The organism is Lwoffella lincolnii (assembly GCF_037201985.1).
GTDB lineage: Bacteria > Pseudomonadota > Gammaproteobacteria > Pseudomonadales > Moraxellaceae > Psychrobacter > Psychrobacter lincolnii.
In genome coordinates this window covers 1,521,155-1,539,318 of sequence record NZ_CP147511.1, presented here as the reverse complement: position 1 = coordinate 1,539,318, position 18,164 = coordinate 1,521,155, and the positions used below count along the sequence as shown (strand labels likewise).

Annotated in this window: 12 protein-coding genes, 1 other RNA gene and 1 pseudogene; 8 read left to right on the top strand and 6 right to left on the bottom strand. The window is 43.4% G+C overall.

Translation table 11 applies throughout. From position 1 onward, the window contains the following. Positions 1–31: 31 nt before the first annotated feature. Both WDM69_RS06920 and dnaQ read right to left on the bottom strand, forming a co-directional pair. Positions 32–1,723, bottom strand: coding sequence for a hypothetical protein (locus WDM69_RS06920; RefSeq protein WP_078308008.1), 1,692 nt, complete (start codon positions 1,721–1,723; stop codon positions 32–34). 165 nt (positions 1,724–1,888) lie between these two features. Further along, positions 1,889–3,489 (bottom strand): annotated as a pseudogene (gene dnaQ / locus WDM69_RS06915) (DNA polymerase III subunit epsilon). A gap of 212 nt (positions 3,490–3,701) precedes the next feature. On the opposite strand from dnaQ, the gene WDM69_RS06910 reads away from it, so the two are divergent. Together WDM69_RS06910 and WDM69_RS06905 are read left to right on the top strand one after the other, a co-directional pair. Further along, positions 3,702–4,271, top strand: coding sequence for a hypothetical protein (locus tag WDM69_RS06910; RefSeq protein WP_078308002.1), 570 nt, complete (start codon positions 3,702–3,704; stop codon positions 4,269–4,271). 26 nt (positions 4,272–4,297) lie between these two features. Then, positions 4,298–4,627 carry a hypothetical protein gene (locus WDM69_RS06905; protein WP_078308000.1) on the top strand — a complete coding sequence of 110 codons (330 nt, stop codon included), beginning with the start codon at positions 4,298–4,300 and terminating at the stop codon, positions 4,625–4,627. Positions 4,628–4,682: 55 nt separating this feature from the next. Here WDM69_RS06905 and uvrB read toward each other — a convergent pair whose 3' ends face one another. Continuing rightward, positions 4,683–6,812, bottom strand: a complete 2,130-nt coding sequence (gene uvrB / locus WDM69_RS06900) for an excinuclease ABC subunit UvrB (protein WP_338755191.1) — start codon at positions 6,810–6,812, stop codon at positions 4,683–4,685. 79 nt (positions 6,813–6,891) lie between these two features. After that, positions 6,892–7,533 carry a DUF2059 domain-containing protein gene (locus tag WDM69_RS06895; protein ID WP_338755190.1) on the bottom strand — a complete coding sequence of 214 codons (642 nt, stop codon included), beginning with the start codon at positions 7,531–7,533 and terminating at the stop codon, positions 6,892–6,894. 787 nt (positions 7,534–8,320) lie between these two features. Between WDM69_RS06895 and WDM69_RS06890 the strand changes: the two genes are divergently transcribed. The 4 genes from WDM69_RS06890 (at position 8,321) to WDM69_RS06875 (ending at position 14,418) form a co-directional block, all read left to right on the top strand. Next, the gene (locus WDM69_RS06890) at positions 8,321–10,507 is read left to right on the top strand and encodes a RelA/SpoT family protein (RefSeq protein WP_420845517.1); all 2,187 of its coding nucleotides are present in this window, start codon (positions 8,321–8,323) and stop codon (positions 10,505–10,507) included. 236 nt (positions 10,508–10,743) lie between these two features. Next, a complete protein-coding gene (locus WDM69_RS06885; RefSeq protein WP_078307994.1) occupies positions 10,744–11,139 on the top strand; it encodes a Rid family detoxifying hydrolase in 396 nt (131 codons plus the stop codon). Positions 11,140–11,190: 51 nt separating this feature from the next. After that, positions 11,191–13,623, top strand: coding sequence for a primosomal protein N' (locus WDM69_RS06880; protein WP_338755189.1), 2,433 nt, complete (start codon positions 11,191–11,193; stop codon positions 13,621–13,623). 153 nt (positions 13,624–13,776) lie between these two features. Then, complete coding sequence (locus WDM69_RS06875) at positions 13,777–14,418, top strand: peroxiredoxin (RefSeq protein ID WP_338755188.1); 642 nt, start codon at positions 13,777–13,779, stop codon at positions 14,416–14,418. A 72-nt stretch (positions 14,419–14,490) separates the two neighbouring features. Here the strand turns inward: WDM69_RS06875 and ruvC are convergent, their stop codons facing one another. Further along, positions 14,491–15,087: a crossover junction endodeoxyribonuclease RuvC gene (gene ruvC, locus WDM69_RS06870; protein ID WP_078307989.1), complete on the bottom strand. Its 597-nt coding sequence runs from the start codon at positions 15,085–15,087 to the stop codon at positions 14,491–14,493. A gap of 244 nt (positions 15,088–15,331) precedes the next feature. Between ruvC and WDM69_RS06865 the strand changes: the two genes are divergently transcribed. Next, positions 15,332–15,967, top strand: a complete 636-nt coding sequence (locus tag WDM69_RS06865; protein ID WP_078307987.1) for an FxsA family protein — start codon at positions 15,332–15,334, stop codon at positions 15,965–15,967. A 147-nt stretch (positions 15,968–16,114) separates the two neighbouring features. Here WDM69_RS06865 and ssrS read toward each other — a convergent pair. After that, a non-coding RNA gene (gene ssrS, locus WDM69_RS06860) (6S RNA) lies at positions 16,115–16,309 on the bottom strand. A 203-nt stretch (positions 16,310–16,512) separates the two neighbouring features. Between ssrS and gpmI the strand changes: the two genes are divergently transcribed. Next, on the top strand, positions 16,513–18,126 hold the full coding sequence (gpmI, locus tag WDM69_RS06855) for a 2,3-bisphosphoglycerate-independent phosphoglycerate mutase (RefSeq protein WP_422393276.1): 1,614 nt from the start codon (positions 16,513–16,515) through the stop codon (positions 18,124–18,126). The last annotated feature ends 38 nt before the right edge of the window (positions 18,127–18,164 follow it).

Genomic DNA, 18,164 nt, shown 5'->3' with positions numbered 1-18,164 from the left:
CAATATGAATAAAAATCACACAAACCGAGCATCACGCCGCCAACAAGGTGTTTAAGCTGTGGTGTCCAACATTCAACACATGCTTGCCAACAGGGCGGTTGTTTTCTAAACCGTCAAGTTGATAATCCACGGCTGCCACAATGTCAGCAATTTTTGCCAATACGTTGTCGTCATATGGTTTTGGCTTGTCAAGCAGATGCACTTGCACATAATTTGCCAAGCGATTAAGCATGTTGCCTGAATCTTTCATGGATAAAAAACGCACCGAACCTGCCACTTGCTTGAGCATTTCTGGCAAATTGGCAATGTGTAAGTGGTCGTGATTGTCATCAGCGATGTAGTCATTGATTGCTTGCTCAACGGTGGCAAGGGTGGTACGGCTCTCCAGCACCAGTTTTTGATGGGCGGTGTCAATCTGATGTAGCGATACTTTTTTGTTTGATGGCAACATGTTCACAGCCCCTGGCGTGTGCAGTTTTGCCATATGAATGGCGGCATTTTCTGCCACAATCATGGATACCAAAAATTCATCTAACTCATCAGGGTCAGCGGACTGCCATTGACTCACTCGTTGGGATTCGTTGATGACGGTTTGAGCTGCGTCATCTAAGTTGAGCAGTTTTAGGGTAGATGCCAATTTGTTGAGTTCAGTGGCGATGTCTTCCACCCCAAGCCCTTGGGTATTGATGTTGCCATCACCACGAACAAAGCCATCAACTTGGTCTTTGATGCTGTTGATTTGTTCTTGAATCAGTTGGTTTAATGTGTCGGTTACTTCTCGGTTAGGACCAAATAAAAAGCGATTTAACTGCTCTTGTTGTTCAACGGACAAAGCGTTGTTGGCGTATTGCTCACGAATGCTCTTTGACAAAGGATTATCACGCTTGAGTGCAAAACTGACCAAATCGGCAAATCGTTTGTCGTTAATTGACAGATAATCATGGAACTGCTGTTCGATAAAGACAAACATGCGTTTTTGTTCATGGGTTAAGGGCAAATGTTTTTCAATGTCCATCACCGCTGCGGTCGATGCTTGCCAAAACAAGCTGTTACTTTGTTGGGCAATGATTTGGCTGGCTTGTTGCATGGTGTGGATTTTTTTAAGTTGTGGCTCACTTAAGGCTTGTCCGTGATTAGCAAGCAATACCGCCAAGCCTGCACGATAGGCATGGCTGAGTGTGTCAACTTCCACAGGCAACTGAGATAAAGATTGATAGTTTTCTTCAGGGTTAGAAATAGAAATGCGACCACTTTGACGTTGGTGGAAGTTTTGTTTGTCAAGTTGCGACTTGCCTAGGTGGGTGTACAGTTTATTGATGATGGGCAGTAATAAAATAGGTTCTAGAGTTTCTTTTAATAAGACAAATTCAATATAGCGGTCTAAGGTCATGATGGCTTCAGAGATGTCCATGATAAGTTCATCATCGGTGTTATCGCCATTATCATGAAGCAGTTTTAGGCTAAGTCCTAGGGCTTCAGATAAGTCACTGCCACCATCTAGGCTCATTAAGTTAAGCACTTGAGCCAACTGTAGCATGACTTCATAAGAATCTAAAAGTAGAGGGGCTTGTTCTTCATCATCGTTAAATTCACTCAAATGACTTTCTGCATCAGACAAAGCCACATTAATCTCAGTTCGCAATATGTGCAAAGAAGGTAAATCAAAGTTGGTGGCACTGGTGGTGCTGTGAGTTGGCTGAGCAGTGGGGAGGGTGCTGTTCATGAACAAAATTCCTATTGTTTGTTATTGTGTCGTATGGTGCTTTTTTAAGCGGTCATGGATACGGTAAAGACAGATTTTTGAATAAATTGCTAGCATTACATCATGAAGCATGCTGTGATGCAAGGTGGATATTGATGGTGGTTGTGATTTTTTTGATAAAAAACATCACGACCATGGTGCCACCACATCAGGGTATTGGGTTTTTAAGGCGTTTATCCAATCTTTATGGGCGGTGTCATCGTGGTTGTCTTTGATAAGCAGATTGGCAAGTTTGGTAAATTGTGCATGTGGTTGTCCGCCTTGGTTGGGCAGTGCGTCATCAATGGCAAGGGACACTTGCCCGCCTGTCAATGCCAGATAAACTTCCGCCAAAATCTCTGAGTCAAGCAATGCTCCGTGAAAAGTACGGTCTTGCTTGCCGACATTTAGGCGTTTTACCAAAGCATCTAGGGAATTTTTTTGTCCTGGATAGAGCTGTTTGGCGATGGCGAGTGAGTCGGTAATGGTTACACGCTTGGCAAAATCAGTCAGACCCACTCGGTTGAATTCAGCGGTTAAAAAGTTCATGTCAAAGTCAGCGTTGTGGGCAATGACTTCTGCACCAATCATAAAATCATAAATTGGCTGAGCAACTTTATCAAAGGTAGGCATGTCAGCCACAAAGGCGTTACTGATGCCATGAATTTTTATGACCTCTTCACTCATTTGCATTTGTGGGTTGATGTACACATGCAATTTTTCACCTGTGGGCTTGCGTCCAATAAGTTCAATAATGCCCACTTCGACAATGCGGTCGTCGGTAAAGTTCATGCCTGTGGTTTCAGTATCCATGATAAGCTGACGCTCTGACTGTCCACGGTTGATGGGTGGGGGCAGTAAGGGGCAAAAACTAGGATTGGCTCGGCTGGTATCACCGTTAAAAGTCATGGCTGGCATGTCTTGTGGCATGTTCATATTGGCTTGTATGTTTGGCTGTGCGTTGGTCTGTGTGTTGGGCATGTGGTTGGTATCATTATTTAAGCCATCAAAACTTGGGTCATCAAAACTTAGAGTATCAAGATTTAGAGTATCAAGACCTAATGGATCAATATGTAGCCAGTCGTCTGTTGAGTGGTTCATTGTAGGGTTGGCATGGTTGATTGTGTGGTTTGTTACGTGCGTTTGACGTTGCTGAGCCAAATGGTTTTGGGCTTTTTTTTTACGTCAGACTTTTTTACGTCAGACTTTTTTTCTACATCATTATTACCTGTGTTGCCTGTGGGACATTGCACACCTAAGTTGGCAAGTTTGTCTGCCATTTCGTTGCCTGCATGTCCTGCATGTCCTTTAACCCAATGCCAATGAATTTGGCGTTTATGCTGTTGCTTATCTTGTTCACAAAGGGCATCAAGCTGCTGCCATAAATCTTGATTAAGCACAGGTTTGCCATCGGCTTTTTTCCAGTGTCTTTTTTTCCAGCCATGTATCCAAGTGGTGATGCCTTGCTTTAGGTAGCCTGAGTCTGTCCACAGTTCGATGTCATGTTCGCTTGGGCTAAGCTGTATGGCTTTAATGGCTGCCATCATCTCCATGCGGTTATTGGTGGTGGGATTATCGCCTCCATAATATTGGCGTTGTTTGCCATCTGACAATACCAATAACACGCCCCAACCGCCTTGACCGGGGTTACCTTTACACGCCCCATCGGTATAAGCAATGGTGGTGTTGGTTTTGAGTGTGATGTTAATGACATCTTCAAAAAATGGATTGGTGTGTGCGTCAGTCATAAGAAGAAGTGTTAAAAAACCATCTATAAAAGGTAATGATTTGTCATCATCGGTCTTAAGGGGTGAACAATGTGCAAATTTGCTATACTATGTTTTAAACTTGGTTTTTGGTTTTAAACTTGGTTTTTGGTTTTAAACTTGGTTTTTGCATTTGGTTTTCAAACTTGAACAGCAACATGATAACAGAAAATACCCTCCAGTCTATAGTAAAAATGATGATGACAAAAATAACATTGATGTTTGTTTGCTTGGCAACGCTTGTGGGCTGTGATTCTCAAAATGACCAACATTCACCAATGCAATTTGATGCCAATACAACTAACACAGTGTTAACTTTATCTGACTCTGATGTGGCACAAATGTTTGTAGGGTGTTACACCATCAGTCATGATGAACCTGCTCAAATCAAAATCAGCACCCATGCAGGCAAGCTTGTGATGCAAATGAAAGAACCTGCCAATGCCAATCGAGTTTGGGATAACCCTGAACCATTAGAAATTTTGACAAAAAAAGACGTGGCAAATTACTTTGCCATTGATGCAAAGAAGCTAGATGCCATCATTGCTCGCCCTGATAAGCTCATGGTGTTGGCTAAAGTACAAACCAGCCATGCCAACCTTGATCCACTGCTTGATAGTGAATATTTGGCATATATTTATCGGGGGGCAAATACCATTTATAAAGTGGTGTGTGATGATGCCCCTGTGGATATTGTTGTGGATATTGCCAATGCACCACAAACAAATTCAGTATCTTTAAGCAATCAAGTCATACACAATTAATAACTAACAAGTAAAAAAAGGAACGTATGGGATTTTTAACTTATTTGCTGATGGGAGTGATTGCCTTAGGGTTGGGTTGGGCAGTGCGACTTTATTATCTAGAAAAACATCATCTAAAAAAACATGATTTAGAAAAAATGCCCAAATTCCAAGCCAATCAATCTTATTTTGACTTAACTCATCCTAAGGTTATTCGTATTTTGATGGGATTTTTTGTGCTGATGTTGGTTGTGTCATGGGCGTTGGGACAATTTGTGTTGCATCATCAAGGCATTGATTGGGCGTTTGTCATTGTCAACAGTTTGGTGGCGACCTTTATTTTTTCATTTGGTTTATGCCCTGATGGTTTGGCTTGATTGTATTATATGATGAATTGCTGGTAAGGTAGTTTATACGCTTTGGTTGATGTGCTTACTGTATCACATACGCCTTTAACGTCAGTACTTTGTCTCGCACTTGGGCAGCTTCTTCAAACTTTAGCTCTCTTGATAAGGTTTGCATTTGTTTTTCTAGGCGATTGATTTCTTTGGCGAGCAAATCTGGGCTACGCAAAATGGCAATGTCCACATCGGGTAGTTTGGACTGATTGGCAATGGTTTGATTGTCATTGACATGAATATTGACATCATCTAAATGTTCACCTGTGTCAATTTTATCAGTGATGTTGCGACGAGCGGATTTTGGCGTGATGCCATGTTTTTTATTAAACGCCATTTGTTTGGCACGGCGACGTTCAGTTTCATCAATGGCTTTTTGCATGCTGGGGGTGATGCTGTCAGCGTATAAAATTGCTTTGCCATTGACATGACGAGCTGCACGCCCAATGGTCTGAATCAGCGAGCGTTCTGAGCGTAAAAAACCTTCTTTATCAGCGTCAAAGATGGCAACAAGGCTCACTTCTGGTATGTCTAAACCTTCTCGTAATAGGTTGATGCCAACCAGCACATCATGTACGCCTGTTCTTAATTCATGGATAATTTTCATTCGCTCTACTGTGTCAATGTCTGAGTGTAGATAGGCGACGTTGATGTTGTATTCTTTTAGATAGCTGGTTAGGTCTTCTGCCATGCGTTTGGTCAGTGTGGTGATAAGCACTCGTTCGTCCAGCTCACGACGAATATGAATCTCTGACAGCACATCGTCCACTTGTGTCAGTACAGGGCGAATTTCTAACATGGGGTCAACCAAGCCCGTGGGTCGCACCACTTGTTCAACCACTTGTTGGCTATGCTCAAGTTCATATGAGGCAGGGGTGGCGGACACAAAGATGGTGTGCGGGGCGATGCGTTCCCATTCTTCAAACTTCATGGGGCGGTTATCCATGGCACTGGGCAGTCGAAAGCCATATTGTACAAGGGTTTCTTTGCGACTTTTATCACCTTTGTACATTGCGCCGATTTGTGGTACGGTTACGTGACTTTCATCAATAAACAGCAGGGCATCAGGTGGAATGTAGTCAAACAGGGTGGGTGGTGCTTCACCAGCAGGCCTGCCAGACAGATGGCGTGAATAGTTTTCGATGCCGTTACAATAGCCAAGCTGCTGTATCATCTCAAGGTCGTATTGGGTGCGTTCTTTGATGCGTTGGGCTTCAATCAGTTTGCCATGTTCTTGAAAATAGGTTAAGCGTTCTTTTAGCTCTGCTTTAATGGTTTTGGCAGCGGCTTCCAGTTTGTCTTTGGGGGTAACATAGTGCGATTTTGGATAAATGGTGATGCGTGGCACACTGCGGACACTTTTGCCTGTTAATGGGTCAAACCAAGCAATTTTTTCGATTTCATCATCAAATAAGCTGACTCGCACTGCCAACTGTTCGCTTTCAGCAGGATAGATGTCTAAGGTCTCACCTCGCAACCGATACGTTCCTCGACCAAAGTCCAGCTCATTACGGGCATATTGCAACTCCACCAAGCGTTTGATGATGGCATGACGGTCAATACAATCGCCCACCACAAGGTGTAACAACATTTTTAGGTAGCTTTCTGGGTCGCCCAAACCATAGATAGATGACACTGATGAAACGATGATGGCATCACGTCTCTCCAGCAAGGCACGAGTGGCAGACAGTCGCATTTGGTCGATATGGTCATTGATGGCACTGTCTTTTTCGATAAAGGTATCGCTGGCAGGCACATAGGCTTCGGGCTGATAATAGTCATAATAACTGACAAAATATTCCACCGCATTATTAGGAAAAAATGCCTTAAACTCACCGTATAGCTGAGCGGCAAGGGTTTTGTTGTGTGCCATGATGATGGTGGGTCGTCCGCAACGGCTGATGACTTTTGCCATGGTATAGGTCTTGCCAGAGCCTGTTACGCCAAGCAGTAACTGACCGTGCATGCCAGATTCAACCCCTTTGACCAGTTTGTCAATGGCTTGTGGCTGGTCACCTGATGGCACAAAGTCAGTGACCATATCAAAAGCACGGCTAGAGATTTGTGTGCCACTGGCATTTACCCCAGTGATTTGAGCCTCATCTTGCAGTTGGCTGGCAAGCTGGTTGAGTTGGCGACTGCTTCTTGGTTCTGGCATTCTCATGGTGTGGTTTTTTACGTTGTTATCAGTTTGTTGTCAGATGCTCGTGCCATCAGATGCTTACATCATCAGTTACCATCATCTAAGACCCTGCCAATATTTGTTGCACTTCTTGTTTTAGACTGGGTAAAATTTCATTGAGATTTTTTTGTGTCTGTTGCATCAAGGTGGGTAACAGATGCTGCATATAAGATTGCATGACCTCAGGTTGTTTTTTTAAGATGGCTTGACCTGTGGTAGAACCATAAAACTCAATTTGAGCATCTACTTCTGCTTGGGTAAAGTGCGTTTGAGCAGCTTGCACATAGCTTTGGCTCATTTGTTGGCGGATTTGTTGGAGATTGGTTTTACGATTTAATTGAGTGACGTATTTGTCAACCAAGGCATCTAGCTGAACCAAGGTATGTATCTGTTTGTCTTGTGCTTGGCTAAGTGGTTGGTTATTTTTGATGACCTCGGCTGTGATGACTTGATAGATAAGGTCAGCTGATTGGGCTTGGATGTCATCTGCCATGTTGTCCATTTGTAAAATACGCATCAGTTTTTCTACCGACTGCTGACTTGGGGTGGCGGCGGTTGCAAAACTTGGTGATGCTGACAAAATAAAAACCGCAAAAGACATTGCCAACATCGATGAGATAGAGGTGGCTTTATTGGTTGATTTGGTTCGTTGTTGGCTTGTTTTGCTTAAGTCAAATTTGGTTAAGTAAAAAGAGGTCATCATGTCTCCTATGTGTTCCTATTGGCTTGCGTCATGTGGCTAAATAATCCCAAATCTTAGCAAATTCTTATCTGTTTGTCCGTATCGATTTGCAACTGATTTTATCGGTCATTTTTTATCATCATTTTTTTGCCTGTCAACTTTGCCTATTAACAAAGTGAAAGCAGGTAAAATAAAGAAAGACAGAAGCATATGACAAAAAATAAGCGATAAAGAACAAGCGATGAAAAAAGGGCGATTGTCGATTAACAGCATCACTATTTAGATAAAAGGCATTGACTAAATATGGGATAATGAGTAGTTTATAGGTTTATCACTCGTATTACCGCTGAAAATATGACTGTTAAAAGAATGAAAGGGACTGCGTTAAATCCATAAAATTCAATGGTTATCCCTGTCTTTGGTCTGTTTTTCTCGTTGCGGTTTTTTTTGTCATTAATTTTGTCAACATTAAATTTTATCAACATTGTGTCAATCACATGACAAAACTAGTAACAACAAGATTGTACAACAAGGCTTTAAGAAAATTTAACAACATCAACATCTTCAGTAGCTGGATTTATGGTAGATAATAGGGCAAAACATCATGACCGACAAAGCATTACAAGCGGTATCTCAAGCGGTTATGACCACCGCCAAACAGCGTAGTGAACAAGATAAAACCATTCATTTACAAGACATTGAGCAGTATTCATTCACCGATGATGGTGGCTTGCCAGTGGCAGTTTTGCCAAAAAAGTCTTTGTTTAAATTTAGTCATACTTTGGTTGATGAAGCCTATCACAGTTTGATGCTGGCGACCAGTTATCTGAGCGAAGCCGAACAAGCAGATATCTTAGCAGCGGCTCACTTTGGTGACAAAGCACACATTCAAGACCGTCGTAAATCAGGTGAGCCGTATATCACCCACCCATTGGCGGTGGCGGAGATTTTAGCAGGGTTTCGCTTGGATAGAGATACATTGATTGCAGGCATTCTACATGACACGGTTGAAGACACGCCTGTCACCCTTGATGAATTACAGCAGGTATTTGGTGGGGACGTGCCAAAATTGGTCGATGGTGTGACCAAATTAAAATCATCTGGCCACAATAAGCATCAAAACAAACTGGCAACCTTTTATAAAATTGTCGATGCCACTTTAAAAGACCCACGAGTGCTTATCATTAAGTTGTCTGACCGCTTGCACAACATGTCCACGTTAGGAGCGGTCAAACCTGAAAAGCAACGTGCCACCGCACAAGAGACGCTGTCATTTTATATCCCGCTTGCCAGAGTCATGGGGCTAAATGACATTGCCAATGCCATTGAATTGTTATGCTATCGTAATTTGGATAATGACATGTATGGCAAGTTGTCTGATAAACTGATTCAACATGGCTTGGGGCGTCATTATAAAAAAAATCTCATTCAAGAGAACTTACAGCACGTGCTACATAAACAGCACATTAAAGGGCATGTGCAGGTCATTGACCATCAAGTATCCATGTTTCGTCAGTTTTTTCGCAATCGTGGTGAACTCAATGCCATCTTACGCCAATATGCCTTTGAAGTGGTGGTGGAGACCATCGAGCATTGTCATCAGCTGGCGAACTTTTTTATTGAACGCTATGACATTCCCAACGAGCAGGTGGCAGATCACATCAAGCATCCGCCAGCAGGTGGCAATCAGTCTTTAACTTTGACTTATCGTTATGACACTGACACCATTCAAGTGACTATTTTGACCAAAAAAATGCAACAATCCGCTCGTCTTGGGGTGATGGCGTTAGAAAATGCGTCTAAAGTCAGTCAGTCGGTTATTCAAGCATCGTTGAGTGCCATGAAAGACTTGGTGAGCAGTGAAAACGCCATCGGACTTTTAGGGTCTGCTGATGAGGCTGACTCTAGCGAGCAAGCGGTCAATGACCTTATTCATTATCTCAATGGGCGAAAAATCCTGATTTATAGCCCACAAGGGCAAGTGTATGAATTGCCACGCAGTGCCACCGCCTTAGACTTTGCGTATGCAGTTGGTCCTAAGATTGGAGATGCGGCTGTGTCGGCGGTGGTGAATGGGCAAGCGGTCAGTCTCTCAACGGTGCTGACAGGCACACAAACCGTCGAAATCATCACCGACCCTCAAGGTATGCCTAAAGCAGAATGGCTTGGTTTTGTGGTAACAACTAAGGCACGCAATCTGATTGGTAAATGGCTCAGAGCCTTGCCTGATGTCGAAAAATGCCAGCACGGTGAACAAGCCCTTGAGCGGGCATTATCGACTTATGATAAGCATTTAAGTAATCTGAGTGATGATGATTGGGCAGATTTGCTTGAGTGGCAAGGAGTAACAGACAAACAAGGGTTGTTTTTACAAATCAGTTCAGGGGCATTGTTGCCACAGTTGGTGGTGACTCGCTTGTTTAGTGACCACATTGCCGTAACTGAGCAGGATAATGCCAACTTAAGCCATCCCCGTAATTTATTGGCAAACATGAGTGGGGTAGAGATTAACTTTGCCAAATGCTGTAATGCCATTTATGGTGATGAAATCTTAGGCTATAACTCTGTCAATCAAGGCTTGATTGTGCATAGACACAAATGTTTTGAAATACTAAACACCAAAAAAGAACAGCCTAACCGAGTATTTCCATTGTCTTGGCGTGACAAAGACAGTCTAAAACAGGTTACTCAAGGCGAACGGGCTCAGTTCACCGCTTATTTGGGCATTCAAGTGTTGCTTGATGAAGAGCAAATCAGTGAAGGCATGATATTGCTAAAACAGCTTAACATTGGTGTGGTGCGTTATGTGACCTTTATCAACCATAGCGTGTTTTATGTGGTGGTGCGTAGTCGCAGTCATGCCCAAGAAGGCATTGACGCTTTAAGAAAGCTGTATAACTTCATCAGCATTAAACGATTGTACGCACCCAACCGCTTTGATGACCATCAAGCCAAGAAACCCAATAAAAGAAACCCAATAAAAGAAACCCAATAAAAGAAATCCAATAAAAGAAATCCAATAAAAGAAATCCAATAAAAGAAATCCAATAAAAGAAATCCAATAAAAAATCCCAACAAAAAAACTCAATAAAACTGCCAAACGCTTCACAAACAAACGCTTCACAAAAAAGCATCGTTAATTGGCATCAATGTCAATCATCAAAGTCAATAAAGATGTGATGATGTTGATGCCCATAAATTACCCTTAAGCCACACAAAAGGAGCATTCCCATGAAAAAGCAAACCATTCACACAGACAACGCCCCTGCTGCCGTTGGCACATATTCACAAGCGGTCAAAATCACCCATCAAGGGGTTAATACTGTGTATATTTCAGGGCAGATTGGCTTTGACCCAAATACCATGGCCTTACAAAAAGGCTTTGAAGCACAAGCTCGACAAGTGATGGACAATATCGAAGCGATTTGTCAAAAGGCAGGTGGTGGCTTGTCTGATGTGGTGAAGTTCAATGTGTCGTTGACTGACCTTGATAACTTTGCTGCTTTAAATGAATTGTTTGTTGATAGATTGACCGAACCATATCCTGCTCGTGCTGCTGTCCAAGTCGCTGCCTTGCCTAAGGGAGCGGTGGTTGAGATTGAAGCAATCATGGTGTTTGAAGAATAGGTTTTGGTGGGTTATACAATCCCATTCACACATGCTCATTCACACACATCAATGTCTTCCCAATCCATATCAAACACGGCTTGTGGCAACTTAGCACAGCAGTCACTTATCCAAGTGGCTTTACCTGTGCCTTTGTACCGCTGTTTTGATTATTTACCTGTCCAATCCAACCCCCCAAGCTCTCCTTTACCAGGCATTGGCTCACGGGTGCAAGTGCCATTTGGCAAGCGTACCTTAATTGGGGTTGTTGTTGCTCATGTGTCAGCCGATGACAGCGATATTGCCACTGGCAAGCTAAAAGCCATTGATGCTGTTTTGGACACATCACCCCTCTTAGACGTTCAGATGATGAACTTTGCCAAGTGGTTGGCGGCTTATTATCATTATCCATTGGGAGATGTATTGGCAGTCATGTTGCCAAGTTTCATTAGGCAAGGTAAGCCAATTCAGCGGTTGACAAGACACTGGCGACTGTTGCCAGAAGTTTTGATGCGTATTGATAATCAAGGCATACAGGCGTTGGACAATGTCAGTGGCAGGGCTAAAAAACAGCTGAAGTTGATTAATTGGTTGGCACTGCACCAGTACCATGGTACGAGTGAAGAGGTGTTGATGCTGGAAGGTTTTGACCGACAAACGCTAAAAACGTTGCACAAAAAAGCCCTTATTGAACATTTTGAAGAAGAAAAAACCGCCCCTAAGCCTGTGCGACTGCTTAAATTGCCCTTGCCATTAAACGCTGAGCAACAACAAGCGGTGAATGCGGTATTGTCTGTGTATGCTGAAACTCAGCCAACTGACATCACCAGTCGTTATCAAGGATTTTTGTTAAATGGCGTGACAGGCTCTGGCAAAACTGAAGTGTATTTACAAGTCATGCAGGCCGTCTTAGAAGCAGGTCGGCAGGTGTTGATACTGGTGCCAGAGATTGGCTTAACGCCACAAACGCAGGCTCGTTTTGCTGGTCGTTTTTCGGCACGGTTGTGTCTGTTGCATTCAGGATTGTCCGACAGTCAGCGTATGCAAGGGTGGCTGGATTGTCAAAATGGGCAAGCTCAAATCATCATTGGCACACGTTCCACCGTGTTGTATCCTTTTGCCAATTTGGGCATGATTATTGTTGATGAAGCTCATGACAGCTCTTATAAACAACAAGATACCTTGCGATACCACGCTTGTAATGTGGCATTGTATCGTGGGCATCAATTGGGCATTCCTGTCATTTTGGGCAGTGCCACACCAGCACTTGAACACCTTAAACTGGTTGATGATGGCAAATTAACTGAGCTAAAACTGACCAAACGGGCAGGGCAGGCGTTGCCTCCCATGTTTGAGTTGATTGACCTTAGGCGTGGTGCTAAACCTGATAAAAAGCAAGCACACACCGAATATGTCAAACAGCCCTCTTTATTCAATTTTGCTCAAACCAATGATAAAGCGGTGTTTGATAAACCCACTGATGACACAGGGCTTAGCCCCATTACCATCAATCACATCGCTAAGACATTAGATGCTGGTGAGCAAGTATTGGTGTTCCTTAATCGGCGTGGCTATGCGCCCATCTTGCTGTGCGATGCGTGTGGCTGGCAAGCCGATTGCCCTCGCTGTGACACTCACATGACCGTGCATCACCATAAGCTTACTCAGCAAAAAGGACAGCTCAAATGCCATCATTGTGATTGGCAAAGTGCCATGCCATCATCTTGCCCCAGTTGTGGCAGTCGCAATCTGACTGCCCTAGGCATGGGAACAACCCGACTTAGCGATAATTTACATGCCCTATTTGCCAACCCACAAACCAGTAAACGCACCTACCCCATCATTCAAATAGACAGAGACACCACACGGCGTAAAGGCAGTTGGGAGCGGTTATATCAAAAAATCAATGGCGGTGAGCCAGCCATTTTAGTGGGAACTCAGATGCTTGCCAAAGGGCATCACTTTGCTAATGTTACCATGGTGGTGATGCCTGACGCAGATAGGGGGTTTTTATCAGCAGATTTTCGCTCACCTGAGCAGACTGCTCAACTAATCATTCAAGTGGCAGGGCGAGCAGGACGTGGCAACAAATCTGGACGAGTGCTTATCCAAACTCGCCAACCTGATAATCCTTTACTTCTTAAGCTGATGCGTAACGGCTATTCAGCCTTTGCTCGCATGTTATTAACAGAGCGACAACAGCTGGGATTACCACCATACAGTCATGCAGCCTTGATACGCTGTGAAGGCAAATCATTAGCCAGTGTACAAAATGTACTGCAACAAGCCAAATGCTTATTACCTGCCAATAATTTGGCAATTTTAGGCCCTTTTCCTGCCCCAATGGCAAAAAAAAACAACCGCCATCACGCTCAGTTATTGTTGCTGTCGCAACAGCGTCAGACCTTACACCAATTGTTATTAACATGGTGGTTGCCAGTCAAAGATTTATCCGATGCCAAATACATGCGATTAACCCTAGACATTGACCCCATCAGTTGGTAATCAGCAAGGTTTTAGCCAAAATTGTCATCAGCTGTTACAAATATCAGTGGTTTGATGCCATTAAGTTCGTTTACACTGGTTTAACTGTTTGAATAAAGATTCAAACAGTTTTTAAGCCAATTAAAACTTTGAATCAAAAATAGGAACACCATCATGGCGAATATTCAATTAGGCGACATTGCCCCAGACTTTGATGCTGACACCACAGAAGGTCAGATTAACTTTCATGATTGGTCCAAAGGTAAATGGGTGGTGCTGTTTTCGCACCCTGCTGACTTTACCCCCGTTTGTACCACTGAGTTAGGTCGTGCTGCTGCTTTAAAATCGGAATTTGACAAACGTAATGTCAAGCCCATTTGCTTGTCGGTAGATAATGTGGACGATCATAAAAAGTGGGCAAGCGACATAGCTGAGACCCAAGGCACCGCACCCAACTTCCCCATCATCGGTGATGAAAACAAAAAGATTGCTGAATTATATGGCATGATACACCCCAAAGCCAATGCCAACGTCACCGTACGCAGTGTGTTTATCATTGACCCTGAGCATAAAGTCCGTCTGACGCTGACGTATCCGCCCAGTGTTGGACGTAACTTTGATGAAATCGTGCGTGTCATTGATGCCCTACAACTGACTGATGACCATCATGTCGCCACACCAGTGGATTGGAAAGATGGCGACGATGTCATCATTCCACCAAGCATTAAAACTGAAGACATCAAAGATACCGACTATCCCAAAGGTTTCACTGAAATCAAGCCTTACTTACGCATCACCCCAGCCCCTAATAAATAACCTTAATCGGGTCAAATAAATGACATGATATGGTCTTCAACAAACGCCATGTTTGTTGAAGACCAGTCCGTTTTAGCGTAACTGCTTAAGTTCTTCTTCGGTCAGTCGCCAACGCCCCTTTTTCTTACTGCGATTGTGTCCACCACCGCCTGTATTGCCCAACATATTGCCCATCAGCTTATTAACAGAGTGATTAGAATGAGCATGGCAAATGGCACATGCCAGCCCATCAGCAGCATCAGCCTGTGGGGTGATGTCCAAGCTTAAAATTCGACACACCATCGCTTGAATCTGCTCTTTATCAGCTGCCCCATAGCCACAGACGGCTTGTTTGATTTGTCTGGCGGTGTATTCAGATACCTTGAGTTGATTGGACACCAAAGCGGCAATGGCAGCCCCCCGCGCCTGTCCAAGTTTTAAAGCAGAATCAGGATTAGATGCCATGAATACCTGCTCGATGGCAGCGAGAATGGGTTGATGATGATAACGCCCATAATGATGCACAATTCGTTCAATGCCAAAAAAAATCTGTTGTAACCGCTCAGGCATGGCGTCGCTGTCGGTGCGTATCGTGCCTGCATCAATGAATGTCAAATTATCACCTATTTGCTGTATCAGCCCATAACCTGTCATTCGAGAACCAGGGTCAATGCCCAAAATCAATGCCATAAACTTATCACCCAGTTGATATTAGGGACATGCCCTAAATACTATCTTAAACCCAAACACCTTCTTAAACCCAAACATCATCTTGAAAAAAACAAGTCTTAATAAACAAGAAAATATGTTGACTTGCATCGTCACAGATTGAATGTCATTATAACAGCCCCCATATGATGGGCGTAAGCGTATTAATTGATTTAATTGATTGATTCACACAAATTCACACAAAAATTAGGACTTAGGATAGAGCATGGGTACAGCGGTAGGCGTTACTTTGGTTTGGTTTATTATTGAAATGTTGATTTGGTATCTGATTGCCCAATTTATCAGCGGTTGGTGGGTATTTGCTTGGTTTGTGGCGGCAGCAATTATTGGCATCATGCTGATGCGTAAAGGCATGGCGGTACTAAACCCAATGGCTAAACAAATCAAGTCAGGTGGTATGTTCAACCCTGCCATGCGACCACCTGAGTCCACCATCATAAAGACAGTGGCGATGGCATTGGCAGGGGTGCTGTTGCTCATTCCTGGTCTTATCAGCGATGTGTTGGCGGTCATTGTGCTGTTGCCACCTGTTCAAAATAAGTTTAAAACCTTTGCCAATAATTATGTACAAAAAAACCAAGAAAAAATGATGCAAATGATGGCAAAGCAAATGGGGGGTATGGCAGGATTTCCCAATATGGGCGACTTAAACCAAATGGGGGGCATGGGGCAACAAGGTCAACATCCATTTGGCAATAATCCCTTTAATCATGCTGGTAAATCACCATTTGGCGGTGGTTTTGCTAAAGGCAACTTTGGACGCACGACCACCACAGTAGAAGGAACAGCAAAAGATGTCAAAAAAAACATCAAAAAACTGTCTTCTGCCAACGACGAGTAATCAACCTGATAAATGATAAAGATAAACAATAAAAATGATGAATAAAAATAAATAAGCACAAACCAAAAAATCCCCAAAACCATAAATTTTGGGGATTTTTTATTAAAAAAAACCAAACATCACAACAACAAAAACCGCACAATAATAATAAAAACCAGAGTACCGCTGTGAGATGAGAACCCATGAACCGTAAAGTTCAGGGCGGACATGACACTGTCTTTTTAGGTTTCCTGATATATCAAACATGATGCAGGCATACACAACAAAACAGTAGGTTGCATGTCCTAAGTGATGCGTATCGGCTCAGGGAATACCATTCACTGGCGAATACTCCAGAAGGAGACTATGGTAATCAAAAACAGGCTCAGATGCAAGTGATGTGATGACCAACTGGCGTGATAACTGGTGTGACATGCTGACATGATATGTTTAGCTAAATATTAAACTAAAGTCGGTTAATTAGCTTTTGTGGGGTGGCTGTGCTATCATGGCAACATTTAATTTATAACAAAAAATGGAGCAATATTATGAGCCAAGACAACTTAATGAATCAAAAGAATGTGGCTAATGTGGCTAAAGAACCACACGCAAAAACCCCCCATGTTTTGATGATTTTAGATGGATTTGGTCATCGTAAAGAAAAAAATGACAATGCCATCGCCCATGCCAATACGCCTAATTTAGAACAACTTTATCAAGATTATCCACATGGGGTTATTTCAGGCTCTGGTGAAGATGTGGGTTTGCCAGCAGGGCAATTTGGTAATTCTGAAGTGGGTCACATGAACCTAGGGGCTGGACGGATTATTTACCAAGAGTCTACCCGCATCTCCAAAGAAATTGACTCTCGTGAGTTTTATCAAAACCCTGCCATTGATGTTGCCATTGATAAGGTCAAGCAGGCAGGCGGTTCGGTGCATGTGATGGGGCTTTTGTCTGATGGGGGCGTACATGCTCATATTGACCACATCGAAGCCATGTGTCATAGTTTGGTGGTGCATAAGGTTACCAAAGTGTATGTGCATTGTTTTTTAGATGGGCGAGACACCCCACCAAAGTCAGCGGATAAATACATTGAGCGGTTTCGAAGATATCTTAATGGCTTAAACGACCATTATGGTAGCCAAGTACAGATTGCCAGTATCTGTGGGCGGTTTTTTGCCATGGATAGGGACAAACGCTGGGATAGGGTGCAACAAGCTTACGAGCTGTTAACCGAAGGTAAGGCAGAACGCATGGCAACCCGTGCCGATGGGGCGATACAAGCGGCGTATAAATCACGAGAAACCGATGAATTTGTCAGCCCAACCACTGTGATTGAGCATGGTGAAACACCTTTTACCGTCAATGACCACGATGCGGTGTTTTTTATGAACTTTCGGGCTGACAGAGCCAGAGAGTTGTCAGCAGCATTTTTGTTGTCAGACAGAGAGTTTTCGGGTTTTGCCCGAGAAAAATGCCCAAAATTGTCCGCCTTTGTGATGATGACCCCTTATTCTGATTTGCTTAGCAGTCAGCCTAATGTCTTGGTGGCATATCAGCCCGCCAAATTGACAAACAGCTTAGGCGAATACTTGCAAAACCAAAAAAAAACCCAATTACGCATTGCCGAAACCGAAAAATACGCCCATGTCACTTTCTTTTTTAGTGGGGGTCGTGAACAAAAGTATGAAGGTGAGACACGCATTTTAATTCCATCACCCAATGTGAAGACGTATGATTTACAGCCCCAAATGAGTGCCAAAGAGGTGACTGATGCACTGGTTGAAGCCATTGAATCAGGGCAATATGATGTGTTGGTGGTGAATTATGCCAATGGCGATATGGTGGGTCATACAGGCGTATTTGAGGCAGCGGTTCAGGCGGTAGAAACTTTGGATGGGTGTGTTGGACGGGTGGTTGATGCCATAAAAAAAGCCAACGGACATCTGCTCATCACCGCTGACCATGGTAACTGTGAGCAGATGCAAGATTATGTGAGCGGACAGGTGCATACTCAACATACCACCGAGCTTGTGCCATTGATATACGTGGGTAATAGAATTGTTAAGGTGGTGGAAGGTGGTCGTTTAAGCGATGTTGCACCGACATTGCTTGACTTGATGGGGCTTGATAAGCCTGATGAAATGACAGGTCATAGCTTGTTAGTCAATATTTAGGTTGGTCAATATTTGGGTTAATAAGTATCTGTCTGGTT